Below are 24949 nucleotides of genomic sequence, written 5' to 3' on the forward strand. Positions count from 1 at the left end.
GGATGTCGATTATGAATCTATTTACTGAATGGATTACAAGGATTGTATTATTCCTGTTACTAGCCATGGTTTCTGATGCACTGCTGCCTTCTGGAACCATGAAGAAATACGCCCGTTTAGTCATGTCAATCCTTCTGCTGCTTATCTTTCTTGGGCCGCTGCTTCAAATTTTGAAAGTAGATCCAAACCAATTTATTCATCAAGCGGAACAGGCAATGAAGGAGCAAGTCAACGATGAAGATTTAAATGAGGCAATTGAATCGAAGAAAAATGAAATACTTGAAGGACAAGATGCATATAAATTAGAACAGATCGAACAGGCTGTCTCTAAAGAGATCTCCAAGCCTTTAGAAGAAGAAATGAACTTGAAGCTGACAGATGTGTCGATGACATTTGATGGTGAACCTTATGAATTAAATACATTGGACAAGTTGATTGTCACACTTTCTCCTTTCAAAGAGCAGAACACAGTCGATGAAGTTACTATATCGATCGATGGAGATGCTCCAGAAAAAAAAGATACAAACAGAAACGAGGAAGTGGTCGGCTGGCTCACAAAACAGTTAGATCTTGACAAAGATCAAATCGCAATCCGCTGGGAGGAAGAGGATGAATAAATGGTGGAATAAGCTTTTCAGCCCATTATCTTCTAAAGAAGGTCGAAAATTAAATAAAACCAAGTACATCATCGGTTTAGGAATAATTGGAGTATTACTCATTCTAACAAGCAGCTGGTTTAAACCGTCAAGTGGCAAGGACGCCCTTCCCCAAGAACAGACGGAACAGACAAAATCTCACTCCAGTAATGACCAAGTATCAGCCTCCACTGATTCTATTGGACAGCTGGAATCTGAATATGAAAAACAATTGAAGCCACTTTTAGAAAATATAGAAGGGGTTAGTGATGTAGACATCATGATCAATTTATCAGCTACACAATCCAAAGTGTATGACAAAAATTTGATCATCGGAAAACAAACAACGAAGGAAACTGATAAGAATGGGGGGAAAGGGAGATTGAAGACTATTCCAAAGAAGAACAGCTGGTATTGGTGCGTCAAGGTGACCGTGAAGTTCCGCTATTAACAAAAACCGAAAAACCAAAGGTAAGCGGAGTGTTTGTCACTGCTAAAGGCGTGGATCAATTAACTGTGAAGGGCTGGGTAGTAGAAGCCGTTTCACGGGTCCTGGATGTACCAAGCCATAGAATCTCTGTACTGCCTAAACAATAAGGAGGGTTTACTTTGTTAAAAAAACAAACGGTTTGGCTGTTGACGATGCTGAGTTTATTAATTGTATTGAGTGTTTACTACATGACTTCCCCAGATAATGGAGAAATGGCCTTTATTCAAGATAATCAATGGAATGAAGAAAGCAAAGATACAGAACAAACAAACGCGGATGCGACGAAGGATGGTACTGTAATTTCTCAACTTTCTACAGATGAATTATTTGCTGCCATCCGACTTGATAAACAAAATGAGAGAGATCAATTACAGGAGCAGCTTTCAGACATCGTTGCTTCCAGCAACTTTAGTACAGAAGAAAAGAATGATGCCATGAATAAATTGGAAGCACTACAGGAAGCAGAATCCAAAGAATCGATCTTAGAAAACACCATTCGGGCAAGCGCACCTTATGAAGATGTCCTTGTTCGCTCTGATGAAGATGTCGTTCACGTCACTGTAAAAGCGAATGAACTTTCTAAATCAGCTACAAATGAAATCATTCAAATGGTATCTGATGAGTTTGGCGAAAAACGAGTAGATGTTAAGTTCCAGCCAGAGCAATAACAGGAAAAGCCCCTGTCCTAAATGACAGGGGCTTTTCCTGTTATAAATAAAGATCTGGAAACGCTTCATGATGGGAAGTTGCAGGGGAGTGGTAATCTGTCGTAGAATGTTAGGTGGAGTTATTAGTACCAAATAATAAAGTTATACTACATAAAGGAGTGCCAAACATGTTAAAGGTACAGGAAATCCGTGAACTTATTAAACTAATTGACCAGTCAAACATCGACGAATTTTGTTATGAAACAAATGGAACAAAAGTTTCCATGAAAAAACAGCAAGGCCAGGTAGTTACAGAAGTACCAGTAAAAACGGAAGCGCCAAAGCAGGAGCCTGCTGAAGCAATAGAAAAGGCTGAAGAAACTTCAGACAAAAAACCTCAGGCAGTCAGCGAACAAGACGAGCCAAAACAAGAAAAAAATACATCCAAAGATTTTGATGTTGAAATTACTTCCCGATGGTTGGAACCTTTTACCAATCCCCATCCCCGGATAAAGGTGCATACGTTTCTGTTGGCGATCAAGTAAAAGAGGAATCAGTGGTTTGTATTGTGGAAGCAATGAAACTCTTTAATGAGATTGAAGCGGAAGTCTCTGGCGAAATTGTCGAGATCTTAGTTGAAGACGGTGAGTTAGTTGAGTATGGACAGCCGTTGTTCCGTGTCAAGTCGTAACGGAGGTGTCACGTTTTGATTAAAAAAATATTAATTGCAAACCGGGGAGAAATTGCTGTCCGGATCATACGCGCGTGTAAAGAAATGAACATCCAGACAGTGGCCATTTATTCTGAAGCGGATAAAGAGGCGCTGCATGTGCAGCTCGCTGAAGAAGCCTACTGCGTAGGGCCTAAACTAAGTAAAGACAGCTACTTAAACTATACAAATATTATGAGTCTTGCCACGTTAACTGAGATAGACGCTATTCATCCAGGCTACGGCTTTTTGGCGGAGAATGCCGAGTTTGCTGAAATGTGTGACGAATGCAACATCACCTTTATCGGCCCGTCAGCCTATGCCATTCAAAAGATGGGTACAAAGGATGTGGCCAGAGAGACGATGCGGGAAGCCGGGGTACCTGTCGTTCCAGGATCGGAAGGCATCATTAAAAATGAAGAAGAAGGGATAAAAATAGCTGAGGAGATCGGCTACCCTGTCATTATTAAAGCTACGGCCGGCGGAGGTGGAAAAGGAATCCGCGTGGCTAGAAATGAAGAAGACCTGAAAAAAGGGATTGAAGTTACCCAGCAGGAAGCAGAGACAGCTTTTGGGAATCCTGGTGTCTATCTCGAGAAATTCATTGAAGACTTTCGTCATGTGGAGATCCAGGTGCTTGCTGACAATCATGGCAATGCGATCCACCTGGGAGAAAGAGACTGCTCCATCCAGCGGCGGCTGCAAAAGCTCATTGAAGAAACACCGTCTCCAGCTATCACTCCAGAGATGAGAAAGAAAATGGGGGACGCTGCTGTGAAAGCGGCACTGGCTGTGAACTACTCAGGTGCGGGTACCGTTGAATTCATCTTTGATAAAGAGGAAGAAACATTCTATTTCATGGAAATGAACACGAGAATTCAAGTAGAACACCCGGTAACTGAGCTCGTTACGGGGGTAGATTTAATTAAAGAACAAATATTAGTTGCCAATAACGAACAGCTCGCCTACAAACAGGAAGACATTGAGTTTGAAGGCTGGGCAATGGAGTGCCGGATCAATGCAGAAGATCCATTTAAGAACTTCATGCCTTCTGCAGGGAAAATCGATATGTACCTGCCTCCTGGAGGATTTGGTGTCAGGGTGGACTCTGCAGCATATCCAGGCTATATGATTCCGCCCTATTACGATTCCATGGTCGCAAAATTAATTACCTATGGTAAAGATCGAAAGGAAGCGATCCAGAGAATGAGACGGGCTCTGGATGAATTCGTTGTTGAAGGGGTCCATACGACCATTCCTTTCCACCAAAGAATGATGGAGCATGAAATTTTTGTTGGTGGAGACTTTAATACAAAGTTCTTAGAAAAATATACTATAATGAAGGAAGAAGATTAAAGGAGTGATCAAGTATGAGTGAGAATCATCTCTTAAACGTAACCGACGGATCAACGCTTGGAAATGTAGAGATTGCTCCCGAAGTAATCGAAGTAATTGCCGGGATTGCAGTTTCTGAAGTAGCAGGGGTTGCTTCCATGCGTGGTAACTTTGCTTCAGGGGTTGTAGAAAGATTAGGCAAGAAGAATCACGGCAAAGGTGTAAAAGTCGAATTAACGGAACAAGGAATTCTGATTGATGCTTACGTAGTTATGGATTATGGAATTTCAATTCCTGATACGGCAAAGAAAATCCAGGATAATACGAGGCAGGCATTGAAGAACATGACGGCACTCGAGATTAAAGAGATTAATGTGCATATTGTTGGAGTACAAATGGAGAGTAAAGAAGAAGAATTCGAGAATGAAGAGTTTTAGTTAGCGGCCAGCGGGGAGCCCCCCGCTGGTCCTTCTTCATTTTAGAACATAGCTTTTCAGCCATGAACATGTTATTATTCAAACGGATAAGAACGAAAAGGAGACTGGGCATGAATCGAAGAACAGCACGTGAAAAAGCTTTTCAAGCATTATTTCAAATCAATAACGGGGATATTGAAGCAGATCTGGCCATCCAGCATGTTGTAGATGAACCCGTCCATGACGCTTTTTTAAATCAATTGGTGCATGGGGTGACGGATAACCAGCAGCAATTGGATGAATGGATTGCCGGCCACCTTGTTAATTGGAGTTTTAATCGTCTTCCAAAGGTTGAAAAAACGGCGCTCAGGATGGCTGCCTATGAAATGAAATTTAATGAAGATGTCCCTTCACAGGTGGCTATTAATGAAGCTGTGGAGCTGGCAAAGACTTTTGGAGAGGAAGAATCCGGTAAATTTGTGAATGGAGTGCTTTCTAAAATGATGAAATAATTCATGTAGAATCAGCTACTCTTTTTACTTACGATAAGGAGAATAAAATGTGAAAGACCGGTATTTAACCGTTACAGCATTGACGAAGTATATTAAAAGAAAGCTTTCCCACGATTCGCATTTGAAAGATGTTTGGCTGCGGGGAGAAATCTCAAACTTTAAGCACCACAGCCGAGGACATATGTACATGTCTTTAAAAGATGATGATGCCAGAATCCAAGCGGTGATGTTCGCGGGAGCAACCGGAAACTTGCTTTTTCTCCTGAAAACGGCATGAACGTTTTAGTCAGGGGAGAAATCAACGTTTATGAACCGATGGGCCAGTATCAGCTTTATATTCAGGAAATGCAGCCTGATGGTATAGGAGCCTTATATTTAGCATTTGAACAACTGAAAGAAAAGCTGCAAAAAGAAGGTTTGTTTGCAGCGGAAGTAAAAAAGTCAATTCCGCTTTATCCAAAGCATGTAGGTGTGATAACTTCACCTACCGGAGCAGCAGTAAGGGATATTATTACAACCATTAACAGGCGCTACCCAGTAGTTCCAGTAACTATACTGCCCGTACTTGTGCAAGGAAAAGAGGCAGCGGGTTCTGTTGCCAAGGCCATTCGCTATGCAAACGAAACCCTTGATTGTGATGTGTTAATCGTTGGTCGCGGCGGGGGTTCTATTGAGGATTTATGGGGATTTAATGAAGAGATTGTGGCTAAAGCCATTTATCACTCCAAGATTCCTATCATCTCTGCTGTTGGCCATGAAACAGATACTACCATTAGTGATTTTGCTGCGGATGTCCGTGCTGCCACACCTACTGGAGCAGCGGAGCTGGCTGTTCCATCGATTAGCGAACTGAAACGATCAATCCAGACTCTTGCCAGCCGTGCCCAAAGGGCAATGGAAGCCCGTAACAAAGAGGCTTCCCACCGATTGACGAGATTAAGGAAGTCATATGCGTTTAAATATCCTGAACAGCTTATGCGGCAAAAAGAACAAGATTTAGACCGGCTGATCGAGCAGCTGACAAAGCAGACGAATACAATCATCATACAAAAGGAAGACCGATGGAAACAAAAGCACCAGCGGCTCCTTCAGCAGCATCCTGAAGCACATGCGAAACAGCAGGCAGAGTTTCTTCGTAAGCAGACGAAGCAGCTTCAATTAAATTTTCAGTACCAATGGCAAAGAAAAGAGGACCGGTTCCGTGCTGTTCTGGATAAATTATCGCTGTTAAACCCTTTGGATATTATGAAAAGAGGCTATGCTATTCCCTTTTCTCCTGATGGAGAGGTCGTTAAGAATGTAAACCAAGTCGATACAGGGGACCTCCTTTCGGTGAAAATAAGCAACGGGTCACTATCCTGCCGAATTGAAGAGGTAAAGGAGGATCAAGATGGAAGAGAATAAACAGGAATTATCATTTGAGGAAGCCATGAATCAATTGGAAGAGCTCGTCCAAAAACTGGAGGCTGGAGATGTACCTCTGGAAAAAGCTATCCAGTATTATCAGGAAGGCATGAAATTATCCAAAATTTGTAATGAAAAGCTGGTTCATGTTGGAGACCAAATGCAGAAAATACTTAATGAGCATGGTGAATTTGAATCTTTTAGTATTCAGGAGGAAGAGTAGTGGAAGGTTTGCCGGAGTATCTCGCCAGGAAGAAAAATTATATCAATGATCACTTGATTCAGTACATTTATGAATATACAGATGAAGGCCGCCTTAGAGAAGCGATGCTATATTCCGTTCAGGCTGGGGGAAAGCGGCTGCGCCCAATATTATTACTAGCTACTGCTGAAGCTTACGGGGAGAACGAGATAAAAGCAATGGCAGCTGCCTGTGCTCTGGAGATGATTCATACGTATTCCTTAATTCATGATGATCTTCCTGCAATGGATGATGATGATGTTCGCAGAGGGCAGATGACCAGTCATCGAAAGTTTGACGAGGCGACTGCCATCCTGGCAGGGGACGCCTTGCTTACTCTTAGCTTTCAAGTGATTGCAGAAGAAGAGAACTTGACCTCAGAAGAAAGAATCTTTCTCGTAAAAGAACTTTCATCAGCAAGCGGAGGCCGGGGGATGGTTGCAGGGCAAATGCTTGATATGCAGAGTGAAGATAAACAAGTCTCGCTCCATGCACTTGAAACGATACACAAAAATAAGACTGGACGCCTGCTTAATTTTGCTGTATCAGCAGGGGCTTACATAGGCAACGCTTCTCAAGAAGAGCGAAAAGAACTTGTGAACATGGGGGAAGCTCTGGGACTTATTTTTCAGATTCAGGATGATATTTTGGATGTGACCGGAGATGCTGAAGTAATGGGAAAGCCTGTAGGCAGCGACGAAGGTAATTTCAAAAGCACGTATCCGAAACTCCTCGGTCTGGACGGAGCGATGGAGCAGAAAAACAACTATGTTCAACAAGCTCAACAATCATTAATCGCGGCCGGTGCTGAAGGAACCATGTTATCAAAATTAATTGACTATTTAAGTAAACGGGACCATTAACGAATTGATTGTCGAAGCTCAATGATTGTGATATATTAGGATTACAAAAGGAATGGTGCAGTATTCTAGTCGGTCCTCCGTTCCTGAAGGCGGGCCTAAAAATCCGCCAAAGGGCACATCGATGAAGTTCCTTGTGCTGGCTTGAGGCGCCCAGCCTTGGGTCGGTGCTGGGAGTTAAGGTCGCAGGGCGATCCACAAAGGCATGTGGGCGTTGACCCTGCTTCCGCGGAGGCCCATTCTTGTAATAGCTTCTGAGCCGGAAGCTTTTATGAAATGGGGTATGAACCTGCTTCATATGGAGTAACGTCTATATGGGCAGCGTAGCCTGCCTTGAGTGGTTATGAGGGGATTACAGTCGTATGAACATCTTTCACGTTCAGATGGCCACTGAAGTGAAGATGCTGGTAACTGTTTGAAATCACAACTGCAAAAGAGGCTAAGGAACGGTCAAAGACTGCCGGGGAAATCCCCTAGACTGTTCAATGGACATGGAACAGGAATTATAGTGCGGACTAAGTGGCAATCTAGTCCAGATTCCGGAGACGGAGCTGAATCGGTTTTAAAGGGGAACCGCCAGAATGGTGACATTCGGTAACCGATTGGGAAAACCTACTAGACCTAAGCCGTAATTTTTACCTGTTTCATGACCATTCCTTTCGATACATACGAAGCCAATTCTAAGGTAATATAGAGGTTAAATATGGAAAACAGATTTAAAAAATCCATCAAATTTAGTTTAAGTATTGCCGTTATCACATTTGTGTTAGCGGCTATTTTTTCAGTTATATCCTCTTCTGTATTGAGTGGAGTTATCTGGATAATCGGGCTACTCATCGTTTTCGTTATTGTATTTATCGGTGTTATTTTCGATATGTTAGGGATAGCAGCTACCGCAGCACAGGAATCTCCTTTTCATGCCATGGCTTCGGAAAAAGTTACAGGGGCAAAAGAAGCGATTACCATTGTAAGGAATGCAGACCGGTTCGCGAGTTTCTGTAACGATGTTATAGGGGATATATCTGGTATAGTGAGTGGTACAGCGTCAGCTGTTGTTGTGCTTCAGCTTGCCCATGCAATGGGTTATCAGGAAGGTTCAACCGTTCAAATCACAATTTCCGTTGCTTTGACAAGTATCGTTGCGGCTATTACGGTCGGGGGAAAAGCTCTTGGTAAGTACTTTGCCATCCATTCTTCTACCCGGATTATATTTTTTGCTGCAAAAATGATAGCATGGATAGAGATAAAGCTGAAGATTAATATCCTGACAAGTATGACCAGTTCTTCGAAAAAAACAAGATAAATACAAGGGGGTCCTTTAATGGATCTGTATAAAATTAAGAATCCTGCATTTTTAAAAGATATGAGCACCATTCAATTGGAAGAGCTTGCAAAAGAAATAAGAAAATTTTTAATCGAGAATTTATCTACCACAGGCGGTCATTTAGGGGCTAATTTAGGTGTAGTTGAATTGACCCTCGCCCTTCACAAAGTATTTAAAAGTCCTGATGATCGATTTTTGTTTGATGTCGGTCACCAATCCTATATCCATAAGATCTTGACTGGACGCGCAGAGAAATTCGATACATTAAGGCAGTATCAAGGGTTGTGTGGATTTCCTAAATGTAACGAGAGTGAGCATGATATCTGGGAAACCGGACATAGTTCCACATCCCTTTCTGCTGCTATGGGAATGGCGATTGCAAGGGATTTAAACCATCAAAATCACTCCATCGTACCGATTATTGGAGATGGTGCATTGACTGGCGGTATGGCGCTGGAAGCTTTGAATCACATTGGACATGAAAAGAAAAATGTAACTGTTATTCTAAATGATAATGAAATGTCCATAGCCAAAAATGTCGGGGCGCTGCATGGAGCTCTGGGGAGAATGCGCAGTGCGGGGAAATATAACCGTGTGAAAGATGACTTAGAATGGCTGTTGAAGAAGATTCCGGCAGTCGGCGGTAAATTAGCTCAGGCAGCTGAACGATTAAAAGACAGCATGAAGTATTTCATCGTTCCGGGCATGTTTTTTGAAGAACTAGGATTTACTTATTACGGCCCTGTGGACGGACATGATTTTCAGGATTTATTTGAAAATCTTAATTATGCTAAAAAAACCGATGGTCCGGTTATCGTTCACGTGATGACGCAAAAAGGGAAAGGTTATCACCCTGCAGAGTCGGATAAAAAAGATAAATGGCACGGAGTCGGCCCTTACAAAATTGAGTCAGGTGAGAAGATTAAACCTGTGGATGCTCCACCTGCATGGAGTGAAGTGATCAGTGAAGCCTTGCGAAAAGAAGCAAGAAAGGACAAGCGTATTGTAGCGGTTACTCCAGCAATGATCCTCGGGTCGAAACTTGAAAAATTCGGAGAGGAGTTTCCAGACCGTTTATTTGATGTAGGGATTGCAGAGCAGCATGCTACAACGGTTTCCGCTGGACTTGCTACCCAAGGGATGAAGCCTTTTCTTGCTATTTATTCCACCTTTTTACAGAGGGGGTATGACCAGGTCATCCACGATGTCGCACGCCAAAAACTGAACGTAGTATTTGGCATCGACCGTGCTGGATTGGTAGGTGCTGATGGAGAAACGCACCAAGGTGTATTTGACATCGCTTTCTTAAGGGCTGTGCCTAATATGGTTATTAGTATGCCAAAGGATGAAAATGAAGCTCAGCATTTAGTTCATACAGCTGTTACGTACAATGATGGACCGTTTGCTGTCCGGTATCCTCGAGGAAATGCCAAAGGTGTAACTACCGATGACAGTTCACATCCCATTCCTGTAGGGAGCTGGGAGGTTCTTCGTGAAGGTACAGATGGAGTGATCTTAACCTTTGGAACTACGATAGATATGGCTATTAAAGCGAGTGAAAAGCTTGAGAAAGAAGGCAAGTCCATTCGTGTAGTGAACGCCCGTTTTATTAAGCCTAATGATGGAGCTATGCTCCACGATATTATGAAACAGCAACTCCCGGTTTTAACAGTGGAGGAAGCTGTTCTTCAAGGTGGATTCGGTTCGAGTATCTTAGAGTTTGCAGAAGAGAACCATTATTCTGCTCAATGGGTGAGAAGAATGGGAATTCCAGACCGCTTTATTGAACATGGCAGTGTGCAGGAGCTATGGGAAGAAATCGGACTGACTCAGGAAAAGATCGAAGAAAACTTAAAGGAAATGATTCCAAATAAACAAAAAAGGGCCTAAGGAATATGGGAAAAAAGATAAGACTTGATGTACTTTTAGTTGAAAAGGGTCTCATGGAGACAAGAGAAAAAGCAAAGCGCACAATTATGGCGGGTCTTGTGTTTGTAGACCAAATCAGGCTCGATAAACCGGGGCAGAAAGTTGACGAAGAAAAGGAAATTGTCATTAAAGGGAGAGCTATTCCCTATGTAAGCCGCGGAGGGCTTAAATTGGAAAAAGCACTTAATGAATTTTCCATCGATTTGAACGGTAAAGTGATGATTGACATCGGGTCATCCACCGGAGGCTTTACGGATTGTGCTTTGCAAAATGGAGCAAAACTCAGCTACGCTGTAGATGTAGGGTATAACCAACTGGACTGGAAATTGAGAAATGACCCGAATGTCATTGTAATGGAAAGAACGAATTTTCGTTATATGACATTGGACCAATTAACTCATGGTCGTCCTGAGTTTGCTTCTATCGATGTTTCCTTTATTTCCCTCCGCATAATTCTTCCTGTTCTTTATCAACTGATTGCCGAGGGCGGTGAAGCAGTTGTCTTGATCAAGCCACAATTTGAAGCCGGCAGAGAACAAGTGGGCAGAAAAGGAATTGTTAGAGATCCGCAAATTCATGAACAAGTTATCACAGATATTCTTGAATTTGCTGCTAAAGAAGGATTTTCCACCCTTGGTTTAACGTATTCTCCAATCACGGGAGGAGACGGAAATATCGAGTTTTTAGCTTACTTAAAAGCAGAAAATCTTACGGGAGGAAATGAATTCGCAGAAGATGTAAAACATGTGGTTCAAGAGGCGCATCAAAAGCACAGTAAACGTTCATAATGAGATAATAAGGGCTATGTAGTAGCCCTTTTCTTAGGTCTATTATGGAAATTTTCTTTGAAAAGATTTGCTGAAGAAGCTTTAAATGGAGGGTGGACGGATGAATAAAGGGCAGAGACATATAAAAATCAGAGAGCTCATTACAAATGATGATATTGAAACCCAGGATGAACTGGTGGACCGATTAAAAGGAATGGGATATAACGTAACACAGGCAACTGTATCGAGAGACATAAAAGAGCTGCATTTAGTAAAGGTTCCTATGATGGATGGCCGCTACAAATACAGTCTGCCTGCGGATCAGCGGTTTAATCCGTTTGAAAAGCTAAAGCGGCTGATGATGGATGCCTTTGTCAGTATTGACCGTGCTGGACATTTTATCATCTTAAAAACCCTTCCCGGTAACGCCAATGCTGTTGGTGCACTGATTGATAATTTGGAGTGGGAAGAGATTATGGGAACGATTTGCGGGGATGATACGTGTTTGATTATATGCAGAAGCCAGGATCAGACTGAAACGATCAGCGAACAGTTGTTAAATATGCTTTAACTGAGGTGGGAGTGTCATGTTAACCGAATTATCCATACGCGATTTCGCGATAATCGATGAAGTGTCTATCACTTTTAAAGAAGGTCTTACTGTTTTAACAGGGGAAACAGGTGCAGGGAAATCCATTATTATTGATGCGATCCAGCTGCTTGCCGGCGGAAGAGGTTCCGTTGAATTTGTCCGTCATGGCACAAAAAAAGCAGAAATTGAAGGATTATTTATTGTAGAAGACGCGCATCCTGTGTACAAAAAAGCAGGGCAGTTTGGTATCGATATCAGTGAGGATGGAATGGTTGTCCTTCAAAGAACCATTACGAATCAAGGCAAAAGCATCTGCCGTGTAAATGGCAAGCTTGTTACTCTTGCGATCCTTAAAGAGTTCGGCCAGTCTTTAATTGATATTCACAGTCAGCATGAAACCCAATCTCTAATGGATCCTGATCGTCATATAGAACTGCTTGACCTTTTTTCAGCTGAACAGCTCTCTTCTTCAATTGAGGATTATCAATCAGTATTTGAAAAATATCAAATGCTCAATAAACGTTTTAAAGAATTGAGTGAAAATGAACAGGAAATGGCTCAGCGTTTGGATTTGCTTGAATTTCAGTTTCGTGAGCTTCAGGAAGCTGAGCTTGTTCCTAAAGAGGATGAGGAACTCTCGGATGAACGCAATAAATTGATGAATTATGAAAAAATATACCAAGGCATTCACGATGCTTATCATTCACTGTATGGGGAGCAAAAGGGATTGGACTGGCTGAGCCATGCCATGACTTCTCTAGAGAGTACAGCAGACTTTGATGAGCAGCTATCTAAACTTTCGGAGGAACTCAGTAACGCCTATTACGTCATCGAAGAAATAACCTTTCAATTAAGCAGCCAAATGAATGAGCTTGAATTTGATCCGGAACGCCTGAACCAAATTGAAGGACGGTTAAATGAAATCAACCGCTTGAAAAAGAAATATGGACAAACAGTAGAAAATATGCTGGAATATGCTTCAAGAATTGAAGAAGAAATCGATGAAATAAAAAATAAAGATTCGCACCTGCACCGGCTTGAACAACAAATTCATGAACTTGGGCAAGATGCTGTGCTGGATGCAAAAAACATTCATGATATCCGGAAGATCTCCTCTGAAAAGTTAGCTGAGTATGTCCATGAAGAGCTCAAGGATCTATATCTGGAAAAAGCTGCCTTTGAAGTCGATATTCAAATCAAAGAAGGCAAGTCGACAGACCCTGTCTTCGAAGACCGGCATGTGAAACTTCAAAAAAATGGGTTTGATATTGTGAAATTTCTGATCACGACCAATCCTGGCGAGCCACTAAAAGAGCTTCATAAAGTCGCCTCCGGCGGAGAAATGTCAAGGATCATGCTGGCATTAAAAAGGATTTTCTCCCGTCATCAAGGTGTTACCAGTGTCATTTTTGATGAAGTGGACACAGGTGTAAGCGGCCGTGTTGCTCAAGCCATCGCTGAAAAAATTTATGGAATTTCCAAAGGCTCTCAGGTGCTCTGTATTTCTCACCTTCCTCAAGTAGCTGCCATGGCAGATACTCATGTAAGAATTGAAAAGCAGGTGCATGATGATCGAACTTCTACGGTCGTAAAAGAGATGAATGAAGAAGAAAAAGCCGAGGAAATTTCGCGAATGATTACAGGTGCCGAACTCACTGAAACCACATTTGAACATGCAAAAGAGCTTTTGGCTATGGCATCCAAGCATAAGCAATAACGATGAAGCACATGTAAATTGAGCATGTGCTTTTGTTAGTTTATGGATTAATTCAGCACTGATTCCGCCATTCTTTAGATTTCGATTGGGGAATGTTTCATGACAAGGTAAACGGTACTATAATTACTGAATAATACTCGTTTAAAAAACGCCTTCTACGACCACATTATAAGTAAGCCATTTAGTTGGTCAGGAGTAAGAAGGAGTGTTGGACCCATGAAGCAATCGAATGTAAAAAGAATTTGCGGTTCTATCCTCCTGCTGATGATGCTCGTTTTACCTTTATTTACCCCACTCAAGAATTATTTATCCATTCCCACGGAATTAAAAGTCAGTGCCAATGATTCCGTACAAACTGCATCGGTATTGAACAATTCCAATGAAGCAGAGACCGCCTTTTCCTCCCAAGATGGAACAAGCCAGGTATTTTATGAATTTGCCGGCATTCCAATCAAGAAAACGGATCTTAGAAAAATGAAGGACATCCGCTTAATTCCTGGCGGCCAGTCTGTCGGAGTTGAACTGCATACCAAAGGTGTATTAGTGGTTGGACATCATCTTGTCAATCGAAAAGAAGAGCAGGCTTCACCAGGAGAAAAAGCGAACGTTCAAGTTGGAGATATTTTATTAAAGGGAAATGGAAAAGAGCTGAACAGTATGGAAGACCTTTCATCCATTGTGAAAGAAGCAGGAGAAAAGGAACAATCCATCAAGCTTACCATTAAAAGAGGAAAACAAATTATTACTTCTTCCTTGAAGCCGACCTTTAATAAACAGGAGAAAGAGTACCAAATCGGATTGTACGTACGTGACTCGGCTGCCGGTATAGGAACGATGACTTTTTATCATCCTGGAAGCGGTAAATATGGTGCATTAGGTCACGTGATTGCCGATATGGATACTAGAAAGCCAATTGAAATACACGAAGGTACCATTGTCAAGTCGCACGTTACCTCTATTGAAAAAGGCAGTGAAGGTATTCCTGGTGAAAAGAAAGCCGATTTTTCCATGCGTGATGATCGATTAGGTAACATCACGAAAAATACACCTTTTGGTATATTCGGAAAACTTGATGGAGATATTGCCAATGAACAATTCCCTGAAGGGCTTCCAGTCGGTTATTCAGACCAAGTGAAAGAAGGCCCTGCCAAAATCCTTACTGTCCTTGATGGAGATAAGCTGCAGGCATTTGATATAGAAATTGTCAGCAATATGCCGAAAAAGACACCAGTGACAAAAGGAATGATTATTAAGATTACTGATCCTGAACTCATCAAGAAAACGGGAGGCATCGTTCAAGGTATGAGCGGCAGCCCAATTATTCAAGATGGACATATTATTGGTGCGGTAACCCATGTATTCGTTAATGATCCAACAAGCGGCTACGGAGTCCACATTGAATGGATGCTGAATGAAGCAGGGATTAATATTTATCAGGACGAAAAACAAAAGGCAAGCTGAACGAAAGGAGTTCTACAATAGAACTCCTTTTTATATTCGACAAAATTCGACAAACAAAAGCTTCCAATTGTAGGAATTTATCGAATTAGTACGAATTCGAGAGTAAATAGAAGCATTTTTAAGATAATCTTAAATAATTAAAATATTTTTGTTATAATAAAGAAGGGTTGAATTTACTTATGTCGAATAAGTCAATAAGCAATTAAGAGGACAATTTTCTAAGGAGGAAGATTGAATGGAAAAGATTCAAGTTTGTTTGGCAGATGATAATCGTGAGCTGGTAAAGCTTCTTGAGGAATATTTCGAGGATACAAGGGATATTGAAGTCATTGGGACAGCTTATAATGGAAAAGAATGCTTGGAACAGGTAGAGAATAAGCAGCCGGACGTTTTAATCCTTGACATTATTATGCCTCATTTAGATGGACTAGCTGTATTAAATAAGATAAAGGAGATGGACAAGAAGCCTGAAGTTATTATGCTCACGGCTTTCGGTCAGGAAGAAGTGACGAAAAAGGCCGTCGATTTAGGGGCTGCATACTTTATGATGAAGCCATTTGACCTTGACCATCTTGCTGAACAAGTCCGCCAAATCAAACATGCAGGCGATCCAATTAACCGTGCAATCGGAAGCAGTTACTCTTCTGCGAAAACGAAAAAGCCTGACCTTGACACGAGTATCACTCATATCATTCATGAAGTAGGGGTGCCGGCCCATATTAAAGGGTACTTATACTTGCGTGAAGCCATTACTATGGTCTACAACGATCTTGAATTGCTGGGTTCCATTACAAAAGTCCTCTATCCAGATATTGCAGCTAAATTTAATACTACAGCCTCACGCGTAGAGCGTGCCATCCGCCACGCAATTGAGGTCGCTTGGAATCGTGGCAACATTGATGCCATTTCTTCATTGTTCGGCTACACGATTTCCAATACGAAAGCGAAGCCGACGAATAGTGAATTTATTGCGATGGTAGCTGACCGTCTGCGTCTCGAACATAAAGCTTCTTAACGAATAAGTAAGCACCTCTCAGAAAGAGAGGTGCTTTTTTGTTATTTGTTAAGAAATGCGTAAGATTCGACAAAAATTTAAGCTTTGGGTTCATTTGTGCACGGCATTTGTGGTACAATTCTTAATTATTAAACACTTTAGTTGAAAAATGAGGAGTTGTACAGATGAAAGTAGTCAAATTTGGTGGAAGTTCAGTAGCCGATGCAAATCAAATCAGAAAAATTACCGGCATCATTGAAGATGATTCTAAACGAAAGGTAATCGTAGTATCAGCACCAGGCAAACGGTACGCTGAAGACACAAAGACTACAGATTTGTTAATCGAATTAGGAAAGTCCATTAAAAATGATCAAATGGATTCACAAATATATGAACAAATTATCGAACGCTTTTCTTCAATGACGGCTGAACTGGAGCTTGAAGAACAAGTCTTACATACCATTAAATCAAGGATTGATGAGGCGGTCACCCAGCTTCAGTCAAAACAAAAAAATGCCATGGATGCGTTGAAATCCTGCGGAGAAGACGGCTCCGCATTAATGTTAAGCGCTTATTTAAAAACTCAAGGGCACACTTCTTCTTATGTAAACCCTAAGGATGCAGGGATATTAGTCAGTGATCAGCCTGGCGGTGCGCTGGTCATGGATGAAAGCTTTGACAAGCTTTATGGACTTAGAGAACGAGAAGGAATTTTAGTAATCCCTGGTTTTTTCGGTTACACTCCTGAAGGATCACTGGTTACTTTTTCAAGAGGCGGATCTGACATTACAGGCTCTATCGTTGCGGCTGGAGTTCAAGCTGAATTATACGAAAACTTTACGGATGTGGATTCTGTGTTCTGTGTCAATCCTGCTATTGTTGAGAATCCAAAACAGCTTTTGTCCCTTACTTACAAAGAGATGCGTGAACTATCTTATGCCGGTTTTTCCGTGTTTCACGATGAAGCATTAATTCCAGCGTTTAAAAAGAAAATTCCAGTGTGTATTAAAAACACGAACAACCCACAAGGGAACGGGACAATGATCGTTGCTGATTTGCCGGAGAGAGAAGAGCATGTGGTAGGGATTGCAAGTGACAAAGGGTTTCTCAACTTATATGTCAGTAAATATCTGATGAACAGGGAACTTGGATTTGGACGTAAGCTCCTTCAAATTCTCGAAGAGGAAGAAATTTCTTTTGAACATGCACCTTCTGGTATTGACGATATGTCCGTAATCATCAGAGAGCACCACTTGTCTGCGGAGAAGGAAATGAAAGTGATGGACCGCATCAAGCAGGAATTAGATGTCGATACAGTCAATATCGAACGAGATATGGCAATGATCATGCTGGTAGGGGAAGGGATGAATCAAACCGTGGGCATCGCAAGTCAAGCTGCCGAAGCTTTTCGCAAAGCGAATGTCAACATTGAGATGATTAACCAAGGATCGTCCGAGGTTTCGATGATGTTTGGGGTTCATTCTGACGCTCTTTCTGCAGCAGTAAAATCACTTTACCATACTTTTTTTGAATAGGTGCTGGAATATCTTCGGTACACATAAAAGCGAAGCTCCTACAAAGGGCTTCGCTTTTTTTTGGAGCAAGTCGTTCATCACTCTTTACTTAATTGATTAAGCTTTTTGTTCAGACTGCCTAATGTCGAAACTTCACGTTCCAAAGTGAGTTGTAGAAGGTTATAAAAAAGCTCTGCTGTCATAATCGCATCATTTAAAGCATGATGACGCTCTTTTTTTTCGATCTTAAATTGACGGAGTAATGGATCAAGTTGATGTCGTGAATCAGGCATCAGCCACTGGGCCATCTTTTGAGAATCGAGCACGAACGGACTATAAGCGGGAAGCTTCCACCTTTTTAGCATCGTCTGCAAAAAACGCATATCAAATTTGGCCGGATGGGCGACTAACACGGAACCTCGGCTGAATTCCATAAACCGGAGAAACACTTCAAAAAAAGGGCTCGCGTTTTCCAACTGGCTTCGGGTTAATCCTGTTAATTTCAGCGTGTACCTGCTGACATAACGGATCGGTTGAACGAGTTGATGAAACGTACGAACGGAACATGATTCTAGACCTTGGATGCGAATGGCCCCAATTGAAATGATTTCATGTCCAATTTCGGGAATGAAACCAGTGGTTTCCAAGTCAAAGATGGTGTATTCAAGCTCTGTTAATGATTTCTGATGCATTACTTTTGAAGAGACAGCCCGCTTGTTAAACGAGGTCAGTTCTTTTGTTAATTGTTCATAGGAATGCCATCGGAAATAGGGCTTCATTTTGAAATAATACATTGGCTTTTCGAATAGAATATATTTTAGTATTTGCAGATCCGTCGGTAACATTAAACCACCCGATTTCGGTTATAACTGAGTTCCAGCACCTGCTGCAGACGTTTAGCAATGACTAATGCTTCACGGAGGGAACGTCTCTCGTCTTTTTTTAAATGATTCAGGCCAATTTCATTAGTCAATGGTTCTTTGTCTTTTAACTGCCGCAAATTTTCTTTTAGGCGGACGAGCATCAGACGATGCAGGGCAATTTTTGCATTTTCTACATCCCTTGGATGAAATCGTTCACTCTCCGCTAAAGAATCGAGCCGGTTAACTGTGTTAATATCTTCAATGCCATACTTCATGCTGTAAATGCGAATCGCATTTACAATTTGCATAATGGCTGATTTTTTAATATTCAACGTCCGCTTTTTTCCAACACCTGATATACGTCCAAAAGGCTGAACAGGCACTCTGAAGCGAAGGGTGTCCTTCATGAGAAGCTGATGAAGATTCAGAGATTTTTTAACTCGCTCGGTGACATATTTTTTTAAACCATAGGCTAGGGAGAAGTCCCCAAAGATGGGGCGAAAATCCATAAATATTGTAAAATCGCGTATCTCCTCAGCGTCCATTTTTTTGATCCAGTGATCAATGCTTTCGTACCATTCCTTCAATTGATGCCTCCATTTTGGTTCGCGTGCCATGATTCCTCCTTTACAGAACGGATAATCACAGTGATCAAGCATTTCATTGATTTTCCGAGTAAACACTGAAAAATAATGATCAATTTCATTTTTGTTAGGTGAGTCTTCGTAATTGGCGAGAATAATCCCATTGTCCTGGTCGGTTGAAAAAGCCTGTTCTTTTCTTCCTTCACTTCCCATCACTAAGAAACAATAATTAATCGGAGGAGGACCATACCCATCTGCTACCATGTGATCTTCAGCTAACTGAACAATCTGTTTATGGATGCGGTCGTTATAGTTCGTCATCAATTCTGCAATATCATATGCCAGCATGCCATCGTCAATAAGGGAATCGATAAATTGTTGAAATCGTTCATTATGAACAGGGGACAGCTGGTGAATCTCTTCTAGAGTCGAGGCATTGGAAATACGATACGTTAAATCAAAATAGACGGAGTTCTTAATTGTAAAGAAGGAACTCTGCCTGAGAACCCCAACAATTTTGTCCTTGTGAAGAACCGGGATAATTTCCGTTGGATGATGTTTGAGATAACTGAGAGCATCATAAATAAATTCTTGATCCGTGATAGAAAATGATTCTTCTGCCATGTAAGTTTTCACTGGATTGTTATGATCATTATCGAAATACGCACGAAGCAAGTCCCCATAGCCGATCATTCCGAGCATTGTCCGCTGGTCTTCGCTGACAATAAGGGCTTCAATTTTTTCCTGCTGAAGCATTCGGGCAGCTTTTTCAATGGAATCCTCGGGATGGATAAAGGCAGGAGTTTCCATGTAGGAATCAGCCCGTTTCTTGTATAACTCCCGGTCATCCTGTTCATCACTCGTAGAGCTTTTGTATTTAATCTCGTCGTATAAACTTTTCATTAAGTGACTGATTCCATCCATTACTACTTTGGAAAATTGTGTATTGTTGGACATGATTTTCAAGAAGGACTCTCTCTCAAAGCAAAGAGTTTGCAAAGGCTCAAGGGCCTGGACAGAAAACCTCATTTCACCGCTGGTTAATAGGATCATAACTCCAATTAAGTCCCCTGGATAATAAAAACGAACAGAAAGCTGTTTTCCATTGGAACGATGCATGATATTTTTTGCAAGGCCTGAAACGAGGAAGTGAATATCAATGGATTCATCCTTCTGATCTTCATGGAGCAGAAATTCATTCGCGCTGTAGTGTTTCACTTCGGCCTTTCCAAACATTTCAGCAAATTCTACTTCTGTTAAAAGGTCAAATGGATATTGTTTTCTATACAATTCGAACTGTTCATACACGGTGTAAAACTCCTTCAAAGACGTACTTCTTTCGTACATAGTATATCAAAAAAGCTTCAGAATACCTCTGTCATTGGCAGAAGAGAATCTGCCTAAAGACTAAGCGGTGGAAAAATGGATACAAGACTTGAAAAAAGCTGCCGGTAAGCTTCCGACAGCTTTATTACTTTTGTTTGAAGCGTCCTTTTGTTAAATTTCTTTTCTTATCTCTATGTAAAATGTACCCTCCAATAAAACCGATTCCTCCTATTAAGAGAAGGAATCCTGCAAAACCTTGGATTACGATGTGCAGAAATATAGGATGGAATATGCCAAACAAGGCATCCCGCATAATTTTTATCCCAATTACAGCGAGAACCCCGGTAATACTAACAGAAGTAAGGCTATCAACCGCATAAAGAATCTCCTTTGTGTAAGTCAGTCATTTTAGTATATCAAAACAAGTCTGGTGTGAAAATATAAACCTGCTTGCTAAATCATGCAGAGTAAGGTAGGATAGAAGTGCGCAAAATATTGCAGGGTGTGGTGAAATGAAACGCGTACTAATTGTTGGGGCCGGTAAGGGCGGAACTGCCCTGCTTAGACTATTGAACCAAACGGATCGTATGCAAGTAGTTGCTGTAACGGATATCAACCCTCAAGCTGCCGGCTTAACCCTTGCGTCAGAGTACAATATTGCAGTGGGAAGCGATTGGCAGGACTGGATACATAAAGATATTGATATCGTAATAGAAGCTACTGGAAGCGATCAAGTGTTTGAAGAAATACGAGCAGTGCGTCCACGTTCTACGGTAGTGATTCCAGGAGATGTGGCTTATATTACCTCAGAGCTTCTGGAAGAAAAGGAATCTCTTTTCCAGGAATTAAAACAGCAGACGGAGAACCAAAACCTCATCTTAAATTCGATTCATGATGGAATGATTGTCATATCAGCTGACAAGCACATTTCCTTTATTAACCGGAGTGGGGAACGGATTTTGAACAAAGCAAGAGACGAAGTTGAGGGAAGGTCCGTGAAAGAAATCATTCCTGCCTCCCGGCTTCCTGAACTGCTGAAAACGAAACGCAAAGAAGTCAATCAGAAGCTTGAATTGGAAAACGGAAAAAAAGTCATAACAACGCGAATACCGATGATCGGTGCCCATGGCCAAGTCATCGGCGCTTACGCCATATTTAAAGACATCACAGAAGTCGTTCACCTTGCGGAAGAGATTACAGATTTAAAAGAAGTAAAGACTATGCTGGAGGCCATTATTCAGTCCTCTGATGAAGCGATTTCCGTCGTAGATGAAAATGGAAACGGTTTAATGATTAATCCAGCTTACACGAGAATTACAGGATTAACCGAAGAACAAATTCTCGGTAAGCCGGCGACTGTCGATATATCAGAAGGCGAGAGCATGCACTTAAAAGTATTAAAGACGAGACGGCCGGTTCGCGGAGTGCGAATGAAAGTCGGTCCTTCGAAAAAGGATGTACTTGTAAATGTTGCTCCCGTCATTGTTGATGGAAAACTTAAAGGAAGTGTAGGAGTGCTCCATGACGTTTCAGAAATTCAAGCTTTGACGAGTGAACTGAAACGAGCGAGACAGATTATCCGTAGTTTGGAAGCGAAGTACACGTTCGACGATATAGTGGGAGAATCTCAAGAAATGACTCTTGCTCTCGAGCAGGCTAAAGTAGGAGCAAGAACCCCGGCTACCGTGTTATTGCGGGGGAGTCAGGTACAGGAAAAGAATTGTTTGCCCATGCTATTCATAATGAGAGCAAAAGGCGTCACAATAAGTTTATTAGAGTGAATTGTGCAGCGATCGCTGAGTCTATGCTTGAAAGTGAATTGTTCGGATACGAGGATGGAGCATTTTCAGGGGCTAAGAGGGGCGGAAAAAAAGGGTTGTTCGAAGAAGCGAATTTCGGAAGCATTCTTCTGGATGAGATTGGAGAACTGACCCTGCCTATGCAAGCCAAACTGCTGCGGGTATTACAGGAAAATGAAATCATTCGTGTAGGTGGAACCAAGCCCGTCCAAATCGACGTCAGAGTCATCGCTGCAACGAATAAAAATTTAGAAAAAGCTATAATGAACAAGACATTCAGGGAAGATTTATACTATAGGCTTAATCGATTACCTATCTATATTCCGCCGTTAAGAGAGCGTAGAGAAGATATCTCATTACTGGTTCATCATCTGATGCAAAAGTTGAACGAAGATTACGGAAGAAACGTTACAGGGATGGAAGAGAAAGCCTTGGAAAAACTTGTAGATTATCATTGGCCGGGCAACGTCCGTGAATTAGAGAACATCATAGGAAGAGCCATGATATTTATGGAAAACCAGCAGGATATCATAAAGGAAGAGCATATTCCAGCCTTGATAAAACAGCCTTCTAAAGAAGAAGCGTCGACTATCTCAGGTACATGGCTAGGGGAAACCTTGCAGCAGGCGGTAGATGAATACGAGAAGAAATTATTAGCAGATGCTTTTCGTTCTCATGATTATAATAAGACGCAGACCGCAAAGGCTTTAGGAATTTCAATTAGGAATTTGTACTATAAGCTCGATAAGTACCAGCTAGATAAAAAAACAGATGTTTAAGCGCCTTATGAGGCAAAGAGGTGAAAGAATGAAAACGTTAGACGAAATGGTTGATCAGCTTGATAGACAGGAAAAGAAAACAGTAGCTGTGGCACAGGCAGCAAATCCAGAAGTGCTGAAGTCGGTTAAACTCGCGACTGAAAAAGAAATGGCGAAGTTTTTATTAACCGGTTCTTCTAAAGAAATTGAAAGGCTCGCTGAAGAAATCCAGCTCAATACCTCAAGGGATGACATCATTGTTTATGACTGTAAAGAAGAGGAGTCGGCTGAAGAAGCTGTTAAAGCTGTCCATATGAATGAAGCGCAAGTAGTTATGAAAGGACACATTGATACAAAAACCCTCTTAAAGGCAGTCCTCCATAAAGAGTATGGCTTGAGAGCGGGAGGAGTCTTATCACATGTGGCGTTGTTTGAAATTCCTAATCAGGACCGCTTACTATTCTTAACTGATGCTGGGATGAACATTGCGCCTACTTTAGATGAAAAAGTACAAATCATTAATAATGCGGTTCATGTTGCTAATCAAGCAGGGTGGTCCCAGCCTAAGGTTGCAGTTCTCGCAGCGGTTGAAGTAGTCAATCCTTCGATGGAAGCTACGACGGATGCGGCGGTACTAACGCAGATGAACAAAAGGGGACAAATTAAGAATTGCCTAGTTGATGGTCCGCTTGCATTTGATAATGCGGTTGACTTGAGAGCAGCTAGAGAGAAGGGAATACACTCGGAAGTCGCAGGACAAGCAGATATTCTAGTGGTACCTACCATCGAAGCAGCCAATGCGTTATATAAGTCGTTTATGTACTTTGCGAATGCAAAAGTGGCAGCAGTTATCAGCGGTGCTAAAGCTCCGATCGTATTAACTTCACGAGCAGATACAGCAGCCAGCAAAGTGTACTCTTTGGCACTTGCTTTAAATTCAAACAAATAGCAGGAGGAATAACACATGGAAATTTTTAATTATATGACCAAATACGATTACGAGCAGTTAGTTTTCTGTCAGGATGAACAATCTGGTTTAAAGGCAATTATAGCTATTCATGACACCACTTTAGGACCTGCACTTGGCGGGACAAGAATGTGGACATATGAAACAGAAGAAGCAGCTATTGAAGATGCCTTGAGGCTTGCCAAAGGGATGACTTATAAAAATGCTGCTGCCGGCCTTAATCTAGGTGGAGGTAAAACTGTCATTATCGGAGATCCTAAGCAAGATAAAAATGAAGCGATGTTCCGTGCTTTCGGTCGTTTTATTCAAGGGTTGAATGGCAGGTACATCACCGCTGAAGATGTAGGAACTACTGTACAGGATATGGATTTAATTCACGAGGAAACTGATTATGTGACAGGAATCTCACCTGCTTTTGGCTCTTCGGGAAATCCATCGCCCGTTACGGCTTACGGGGTATATCGCGGAATGAAAGCTGCAGCCAATGAAGGGTTTGGCTCTGATTCTTTAGAAGGAAAAACCGTTGCCGTTCAAGGCGTTGGAAATGTCGCTTACAATTTGTGCCGTCATCTTCATGAAGAGGGAGCTCATTTAATTGTTACGGATATTAACCAAGAGGCCGTTCAGCGTGCCGTTGACGAATTCGGAGCTAAGGCAGTCGGGACGGATGAAATCTACGGCGTAGATTGTGACATTTATGCACCGTGTGCACTTGGAGCGACGCTGAATGATGAAACCATTCCTCAGCTAAAAGCTAAAGTCATAGCAGGAGCGGCGAATAACCAGTTAAAAGAAACGACTCACGGAGACATCCTGCATGAAAAAGGCATCGTTTACACTCCGGATTATGTCATCAATGCCGGCGGCGTGATCAATGTGGCGGACGAGCTGCATGGTTATAATAAAGAACGTGCAATGAAGCGGGTAGAAACGATTTATGATAATGTGGCCCGGGTTTTTGAAATTTCAAAACGTGATGAAATTCCTACTTACAAAGCTGCCGATCGAATGGCGGAAGAGCGCATTATGAAGTTACGCAAATCCCGCAGCCAGTTTTTGCAGAATGGTCATCATATTTTAAGCAGAAAATAGAAGTAACGGAGGA

General features: G+C 41.8%; 22 protein-coding genes and 3 pseudogenes. 22 read left to right on the forward strand and 3 right to left on the reverse strand.

Annotated elements, in window-relative coordinates; genetic code table 11:
* The first annotated feature begins 11 nt into the window (after positions 1–11).
* The 19 genes and pseudogenes from spoIIIAF (at position 12) to MUN89_RS11320 (ending at position 17568) form a co-directional block, all read left to right on the forward strand.
* A complete protein-coding gene (spoIIIAF, locus tag MUN89_RS11230) occupies positions 12–617 on the forward strand; it encodes a stage III sporulation protein AF (protein WP_244707763.1) in 606 nt (201 codons plus the stop codon).
* Positions 610–1086 (forward strand): hypothetical protein, encoded by a 477-nt coding sequence (locus MUN89_RS11235; protein ID WP_244707765.1) that lies wholly within the window; start codon positions 610–612, stop codon positions 1084–1086. The genes spoIIIAF and MUN89_RS11235 overlap by 8 nt, the downstream gene beginning before the upstream one ends.
* Positions 1050–1232, forward strand: coding sequence for a hypothetical protein (locus MUN89_RS11240; protein WP_244707767.1), 183 nt, complete (start codon positions 1050–1052; stop codon positions 1230–1232). Before MUN89_RS11235 ends, MUN89_RS11240 begins: the two co-directional genes overlap by 37 nt.
* Positions 1233–1244: 12 nt before the next feature.
* A complete protein-coding gene (locus MUN89_RS11245) occupies positions 1245–1793 on the forward strand; it encodes a SpoIIIAH-like family protein (RefSeq protein ID WP_244707768.1) in 549 nt (182 codons plus the stop codon).
* Between the two features lie 167 nt (positions 1794–1960).
* Positions 1961–2463 (forward strand): annotated as a pseudogene (gene accB, locus MUN89_RS11250) (acetyl-CoA carboxylase biotin carboxyl carrier protein).
* Between the two features lie 15 nt (positions 2464–2478).
* Positions 2479–3837 carry an acetyl-CoA carboxylase biotin carboxylase subunit gene (gene accC / locus MUN89_RS11255; protein WP_244707770.1) on the forward strand — a complete coding sequence of 453 codons (1359 nt, stop codon included), beginning with the start codon at positions 2479–2481 and terminating at the stop codon, positions 3835–3837.
* Positions 3838–3851: 14 nt separating this feature from the next.
* Entirely contained in the window at positions 3852–4253 is a 402-nt protein-coding gene (locus tag MUN89_RS11260; RefSeq protein WP_244707772.1) for an Asp23/Gls24 family envelope stress response protein, read from the forward strand.
* 110 nt (positions 4254–4363) lie between these two features.
* Entirely contained in the window at positions 4364–4744 is a 381-nt protein-coding gene (gene nusB / locus MUN89_RS11265; protein ID WP_244707774.1) for a transcription antitermination factor NusB, read from the forward strand.
* A 49-nt stretch (positions 4745–4793) separates the two neighbouring features.
* Positions 4794–6148: pseudogene (gene xseA / locus MUN89_RS11270) on the forward strand (exodeoxyribonuclease VII large subunit).
* The gene (locus MUN89_RS11275; RefSeq protein ID WP_244707776.1) at positions 6135–6371 is read left to right on the forward strand and encodes an exodeoxyribonuclease VII small subunit; all 237 of its coding nucleotides are present in this window, start codon (positions 6135–6137) and stop codon (positions 6369–6371) included. Before xseA ends, MUN89_RS11275 begins: the two are co-directional and overlap by 14 nt.
* Positions 6371–7252 (forward strand): polyprenyl synthetase family protein, encoded by an 882-nt coding sequence (locus MUN89_RS11280; protein WP_244707778.1) that lies wholly within the window; start codon positions 6371–6373, stop codon positions 7250–7252. Before MUN89_RS11275 ends, MUN89_RS11280 begins: the two co-directional genes overlap by 1 nt.
* Before the next feature lie 700 nt (positions 7253–7952).
* A complete protein-coding gene (locus MUN89_RS11285; protein ID WP_244707780.1) occupies positions 7953–8552 on the forward strand; it encodes a hypothetical protein in 600 nt (199 codons plus the stop codon).
* A gap of 18 nt (positions 8553–8570) precedes the next feature.
* Positions 8571–10463 (forward strand): 1-deoxy-D-xylulose-5-phosphate synthase, encoded by a 1893-nt coding sequence (gene dxs, locus MUN89_RS11290; protein WP_244707782.1) that lies wholly within the window; start codon positions 8571–8573, stop codon positions 10461–10463.
* A 5-nt stretch (positions 10464–10468) separates the two neighbouring features.
* The gene (locus MUN89_RS11295) at positions 10469–11290 is read left to right on the forward strand and encodes a TlyA family RNA methyltransferase (protein WP_244707784.1); all 822 of its coding nucleotides are present in this window, start codon (positions 10469–10471) and stop codon (positions 11288–11290) included.
* Positions 11291–11390: 100 nt separating this feature from the next.
* Positions 11391–11840 (forward strand): transcriptional regulator AhrC/ArgR, encoded by a 450-nt coding sequence (gene ahrC / locus MUN89_RS11300; protein WP_244707786.1) that lies wholly within the window; start codon positions 11391–11393, stop codon positions 11838–11840.
* Positions 11841–11856: 16 nt separating this feature from the next.
* Positions 11857–13578, forward strand: coding sequence for a DNA repair protein RecN (gene recN / locus MUN89_RS11305; RefSeq protein WP_244707788.1), 1722 nt, complete (start codon positions 11857–11859; stop codon positions 13576–13578).
* A gap of 216 nt (positions 13579–13794) precedes the next feature.
* Positions 13795–15039 carry a SpoIVB peptidase gene (spoIVB, locus tag MUN89_RS11310; RefSeq protein WP_244707789.1) on the forward strand — a complete coding sequence of 415 codons (1245 nt, stop codon included), beginning with the start codon at positions 13795–13797 and terminating at the stop codon, positions 15037–15039.
* Positions 15040–15274: 235 nt separating this feature from the next.
* Positions 15275–16054 carry a sporulation transcription factor Spo0A gene (gene spo0A / locus MUN89_RS11315; protein ID WP_244707791.1) on the forward strand — a complete coding sequence of 260 codons (780 nt, stop codon included), beginning with the start codon at positions 15275–15277 and terminating at the stop codon, positions 16052–16054.
* A gap of 164 nt (positions 16055–16218) precedes the next feature.
* A complete protein-coding gene (locus tag MUN89_RS11320) occupies positions 16219–17568 on the forward strand; it encodes an aspartate kinase (protein WP_244707792.1) in 1350 nt (449 codons plus the stop codon).
* Positions 17569–17645: 77 nt separating this feature from the next.
* Here the strand turns inward: MUN89_RS11320 and MUN89_RS11325 are convergent, their stop codons facing one another.
* From MUN89_RS11325 to MUN89_RS11335, 3 genes are all read right to left on the reverse strand, one after another.
* Positions 17646–18392, reverse strand: coding sequence for a 3'-5' exonuclease (locus MUN89_RS11325; protein WP_244707794.1), 747 nt, complete (start codon positions 18390–18392; stop codon positions 17646–17648).
* Positions 18392–20302, reverse strand: coding sequence for a DUF294 nucleotidyltransferase-like domain-containing protein (locus tag MUN89_RS11330; RefSeq protein ID WP_244707796.1), 1911 nt, complete (start codon positions 20300–20302; stop codon positions 18392–18394). The genes MUN89_RS11325 and MUN89_RS11330 overlap by 1 nt, the downstream gene beginning before the upstream one ends.
* Positions 20303–20465: 163 nt before the next feature.
* Positions 20466–20633, reverse strand: coding sequence for a DUF2627 family protein (locus MUN89_RS11335; RefSeq protein ID WP_318036078.1), 168 nt, complete (start codon positions 20631–20633; stop codon positions 20466–20468).
* A 199-nt stretch (positions 20634–20832) separates the two neighbouring features.
* On the opposite strand from MUN89_RS11335, the pseudogene MUN89_RS11340 reads away from it, so the two are divergent.
* From MUN89_RS11340 to bcd, 3 genes and pseudogenes are all read left to right on the forward strand, one after another.
* Positions 20833–22898 (forward strand): annotated as a pseudogene (locus tag MUN89_RS11340) (sigma 54-interacting transcriptional regulator).
* A gap of 28 nt (positions 22899–22926) precedes the next feature.
* Complete coding sequence (gene yqiS, locus MUN89_RS11345; protein WP_244707798.1) at positions 22927–23826, forward strand: phosphate butyryltransferase; 900 nt, start codon at positions 22927–22929, stop codon at positions 23824–23826.
* A 15-nt stretch (positions 23827–23841) separates the two neighbouring features.
* The gene (gene bcd / locus MUN89_RS11350) at positions 23842–24936 is read left to right on the forward strand and encodes a Leu/Phe/Val dehydrogenase (RefSeq protein ID WP_244707800.1); all 1095 of its coding nucleotides are present in this window, start codon (positions 23842–23844) and stop codon (positions 24934–24936) included.
* The last annotated feature ends 13 nt before the right edge of the window (positions 24937–24949 follow it).

The sequence above is a fragment of the Halobacillus salinarum genome (genome assembly GCF_022919095.1).
Classification (GTDB): domain Bacteria; phylum Bacillota; class Bacilli; order Bacillales; family Halobacillaceae; genus Halobacillus_B; species Halobacillus_B salinarum.

What these genes read in the sequence shown, in the direction of transcription:
- yqiS (WP_244707798.1), top strand. Translation starts at nt 22,927, where the DNA reads ATGAAAACGTTAGACGAAATGGTTGATCAGCTTGATAGACAGGAAAAG.
- ahrC (WP_244707786.1), top strand. Translation starts at nt 11,391, where the DNA reads ATGAATAAAGGGCAGAGACATATAAAAATCAGAGAGCTCATTACAAAT.
- dxs (WP_244707782.1), top strand. Translation starts at nt 8,571, where the DNA reads ATGGATCTGTATAAAATTAAGAATCCTGCATTTTTAAAAGATATGAGC.
- MUN89_RS11260 (WP_244707772.1), top strand. Translation starts at nt 3,852, where the DNA reads ATGAGTGAGAATCATCTCTTAAACGTAACCGACGGATCAACGCTTGGA.
- spo0A (WP_244707791.1), top strand. Translation starts at nt 15,275, where the DNA reads ATGGAAAAGATTCAAGTTTGTTTGGCAGATGATAATCGTGAGCTGGTA.
- spoIVB (WP_244707789.1), top strand. Translation starts at nt 13,795, where the DNA reads ATGAAGCAATCGAATGTAAAAAGAATTTGCGGTTCTATCCTCCTGCTG.
- MUN89_RS11275 (WP_244707776.1), top strand. Translation starts at nt 6,135, where the DNA reads ATGGAAGAGAATAAACAGGAATTATCATTTGAGGAAGCCATGAATCAA.
- MUN89_RS11235 (WP_244707765.1), top strand. Translation starts at nt 610, where the DNA reads ATGAATAAATGGTGGAATAAGCTTTTCAGCCCATTATCTTCTAAAGAA.
- spoIIIAF (WP_244707763.1), top strand. Translation starts at nt 12, where the DNA reads ATGAATCTATTTACTGAATGGATTACAAGGATTGTATTATTCCTGTTA.
- recN (WP_244707788.1), top strand. Translation starts at nt 11,857, where the DNA reads ATGTTAACCGAATTATCCATACGCGATTTCGCGATAATCGATGAAGTG.
- MUN89_RS11320 (WP_244707792.1), top strand. Translation starts at nt 16,219, where the DNA reads ATGAAAGTAGTCAAATTTGGTGGAAGTTCAGTAGCCGATGCAAATCAA.
- MUN89_RS11295 (WP_244707784.1), top strand. Translation starts at nt 10,469, where the DNA reads ATGGGAAAAAAGATAAGACTTGATGTACTTTTAGTTGAAAAGGGTCTC.
- bcd (WP_244707800.1), top strand. Translation starts at nt 23,842, where the DNA reads ATGGAAATTTTTAATTATATGACCAAATACGATTACGAGCAGTTAGTT.
- MUN89_RS11325 (WP_244707794.1), bottom strand. Translation starts at nt 18,392, where the DNA reads ATGTTACCGACGGATCTGCAAATACTAAAATATATTCTATTCGAAAAG.
- nusB (WP_244707774.1), top strand. Translation starts at nt 4,364, where the DNA reads ATGAATCGAAGAACAGCACGTGAAAAAGCTTTTCAAGCATTATTTCAA.
- MUN89_RS11335 (WP_318036078.1), bottom strand. Translation starts at nt 20,633, where the DNA reads ATGCGGGATGCCTTGTTTGGCATATTCCATCCTATATTTCTGCACATC.
- MUN89_RS11285 (WP_244707780.1), top strand. Translation starts at nt 7,953, where the DNA reads ATGGAAAACAGATTTAAAAAATCCATCAAATTTAGTTTAAGTATTGCC.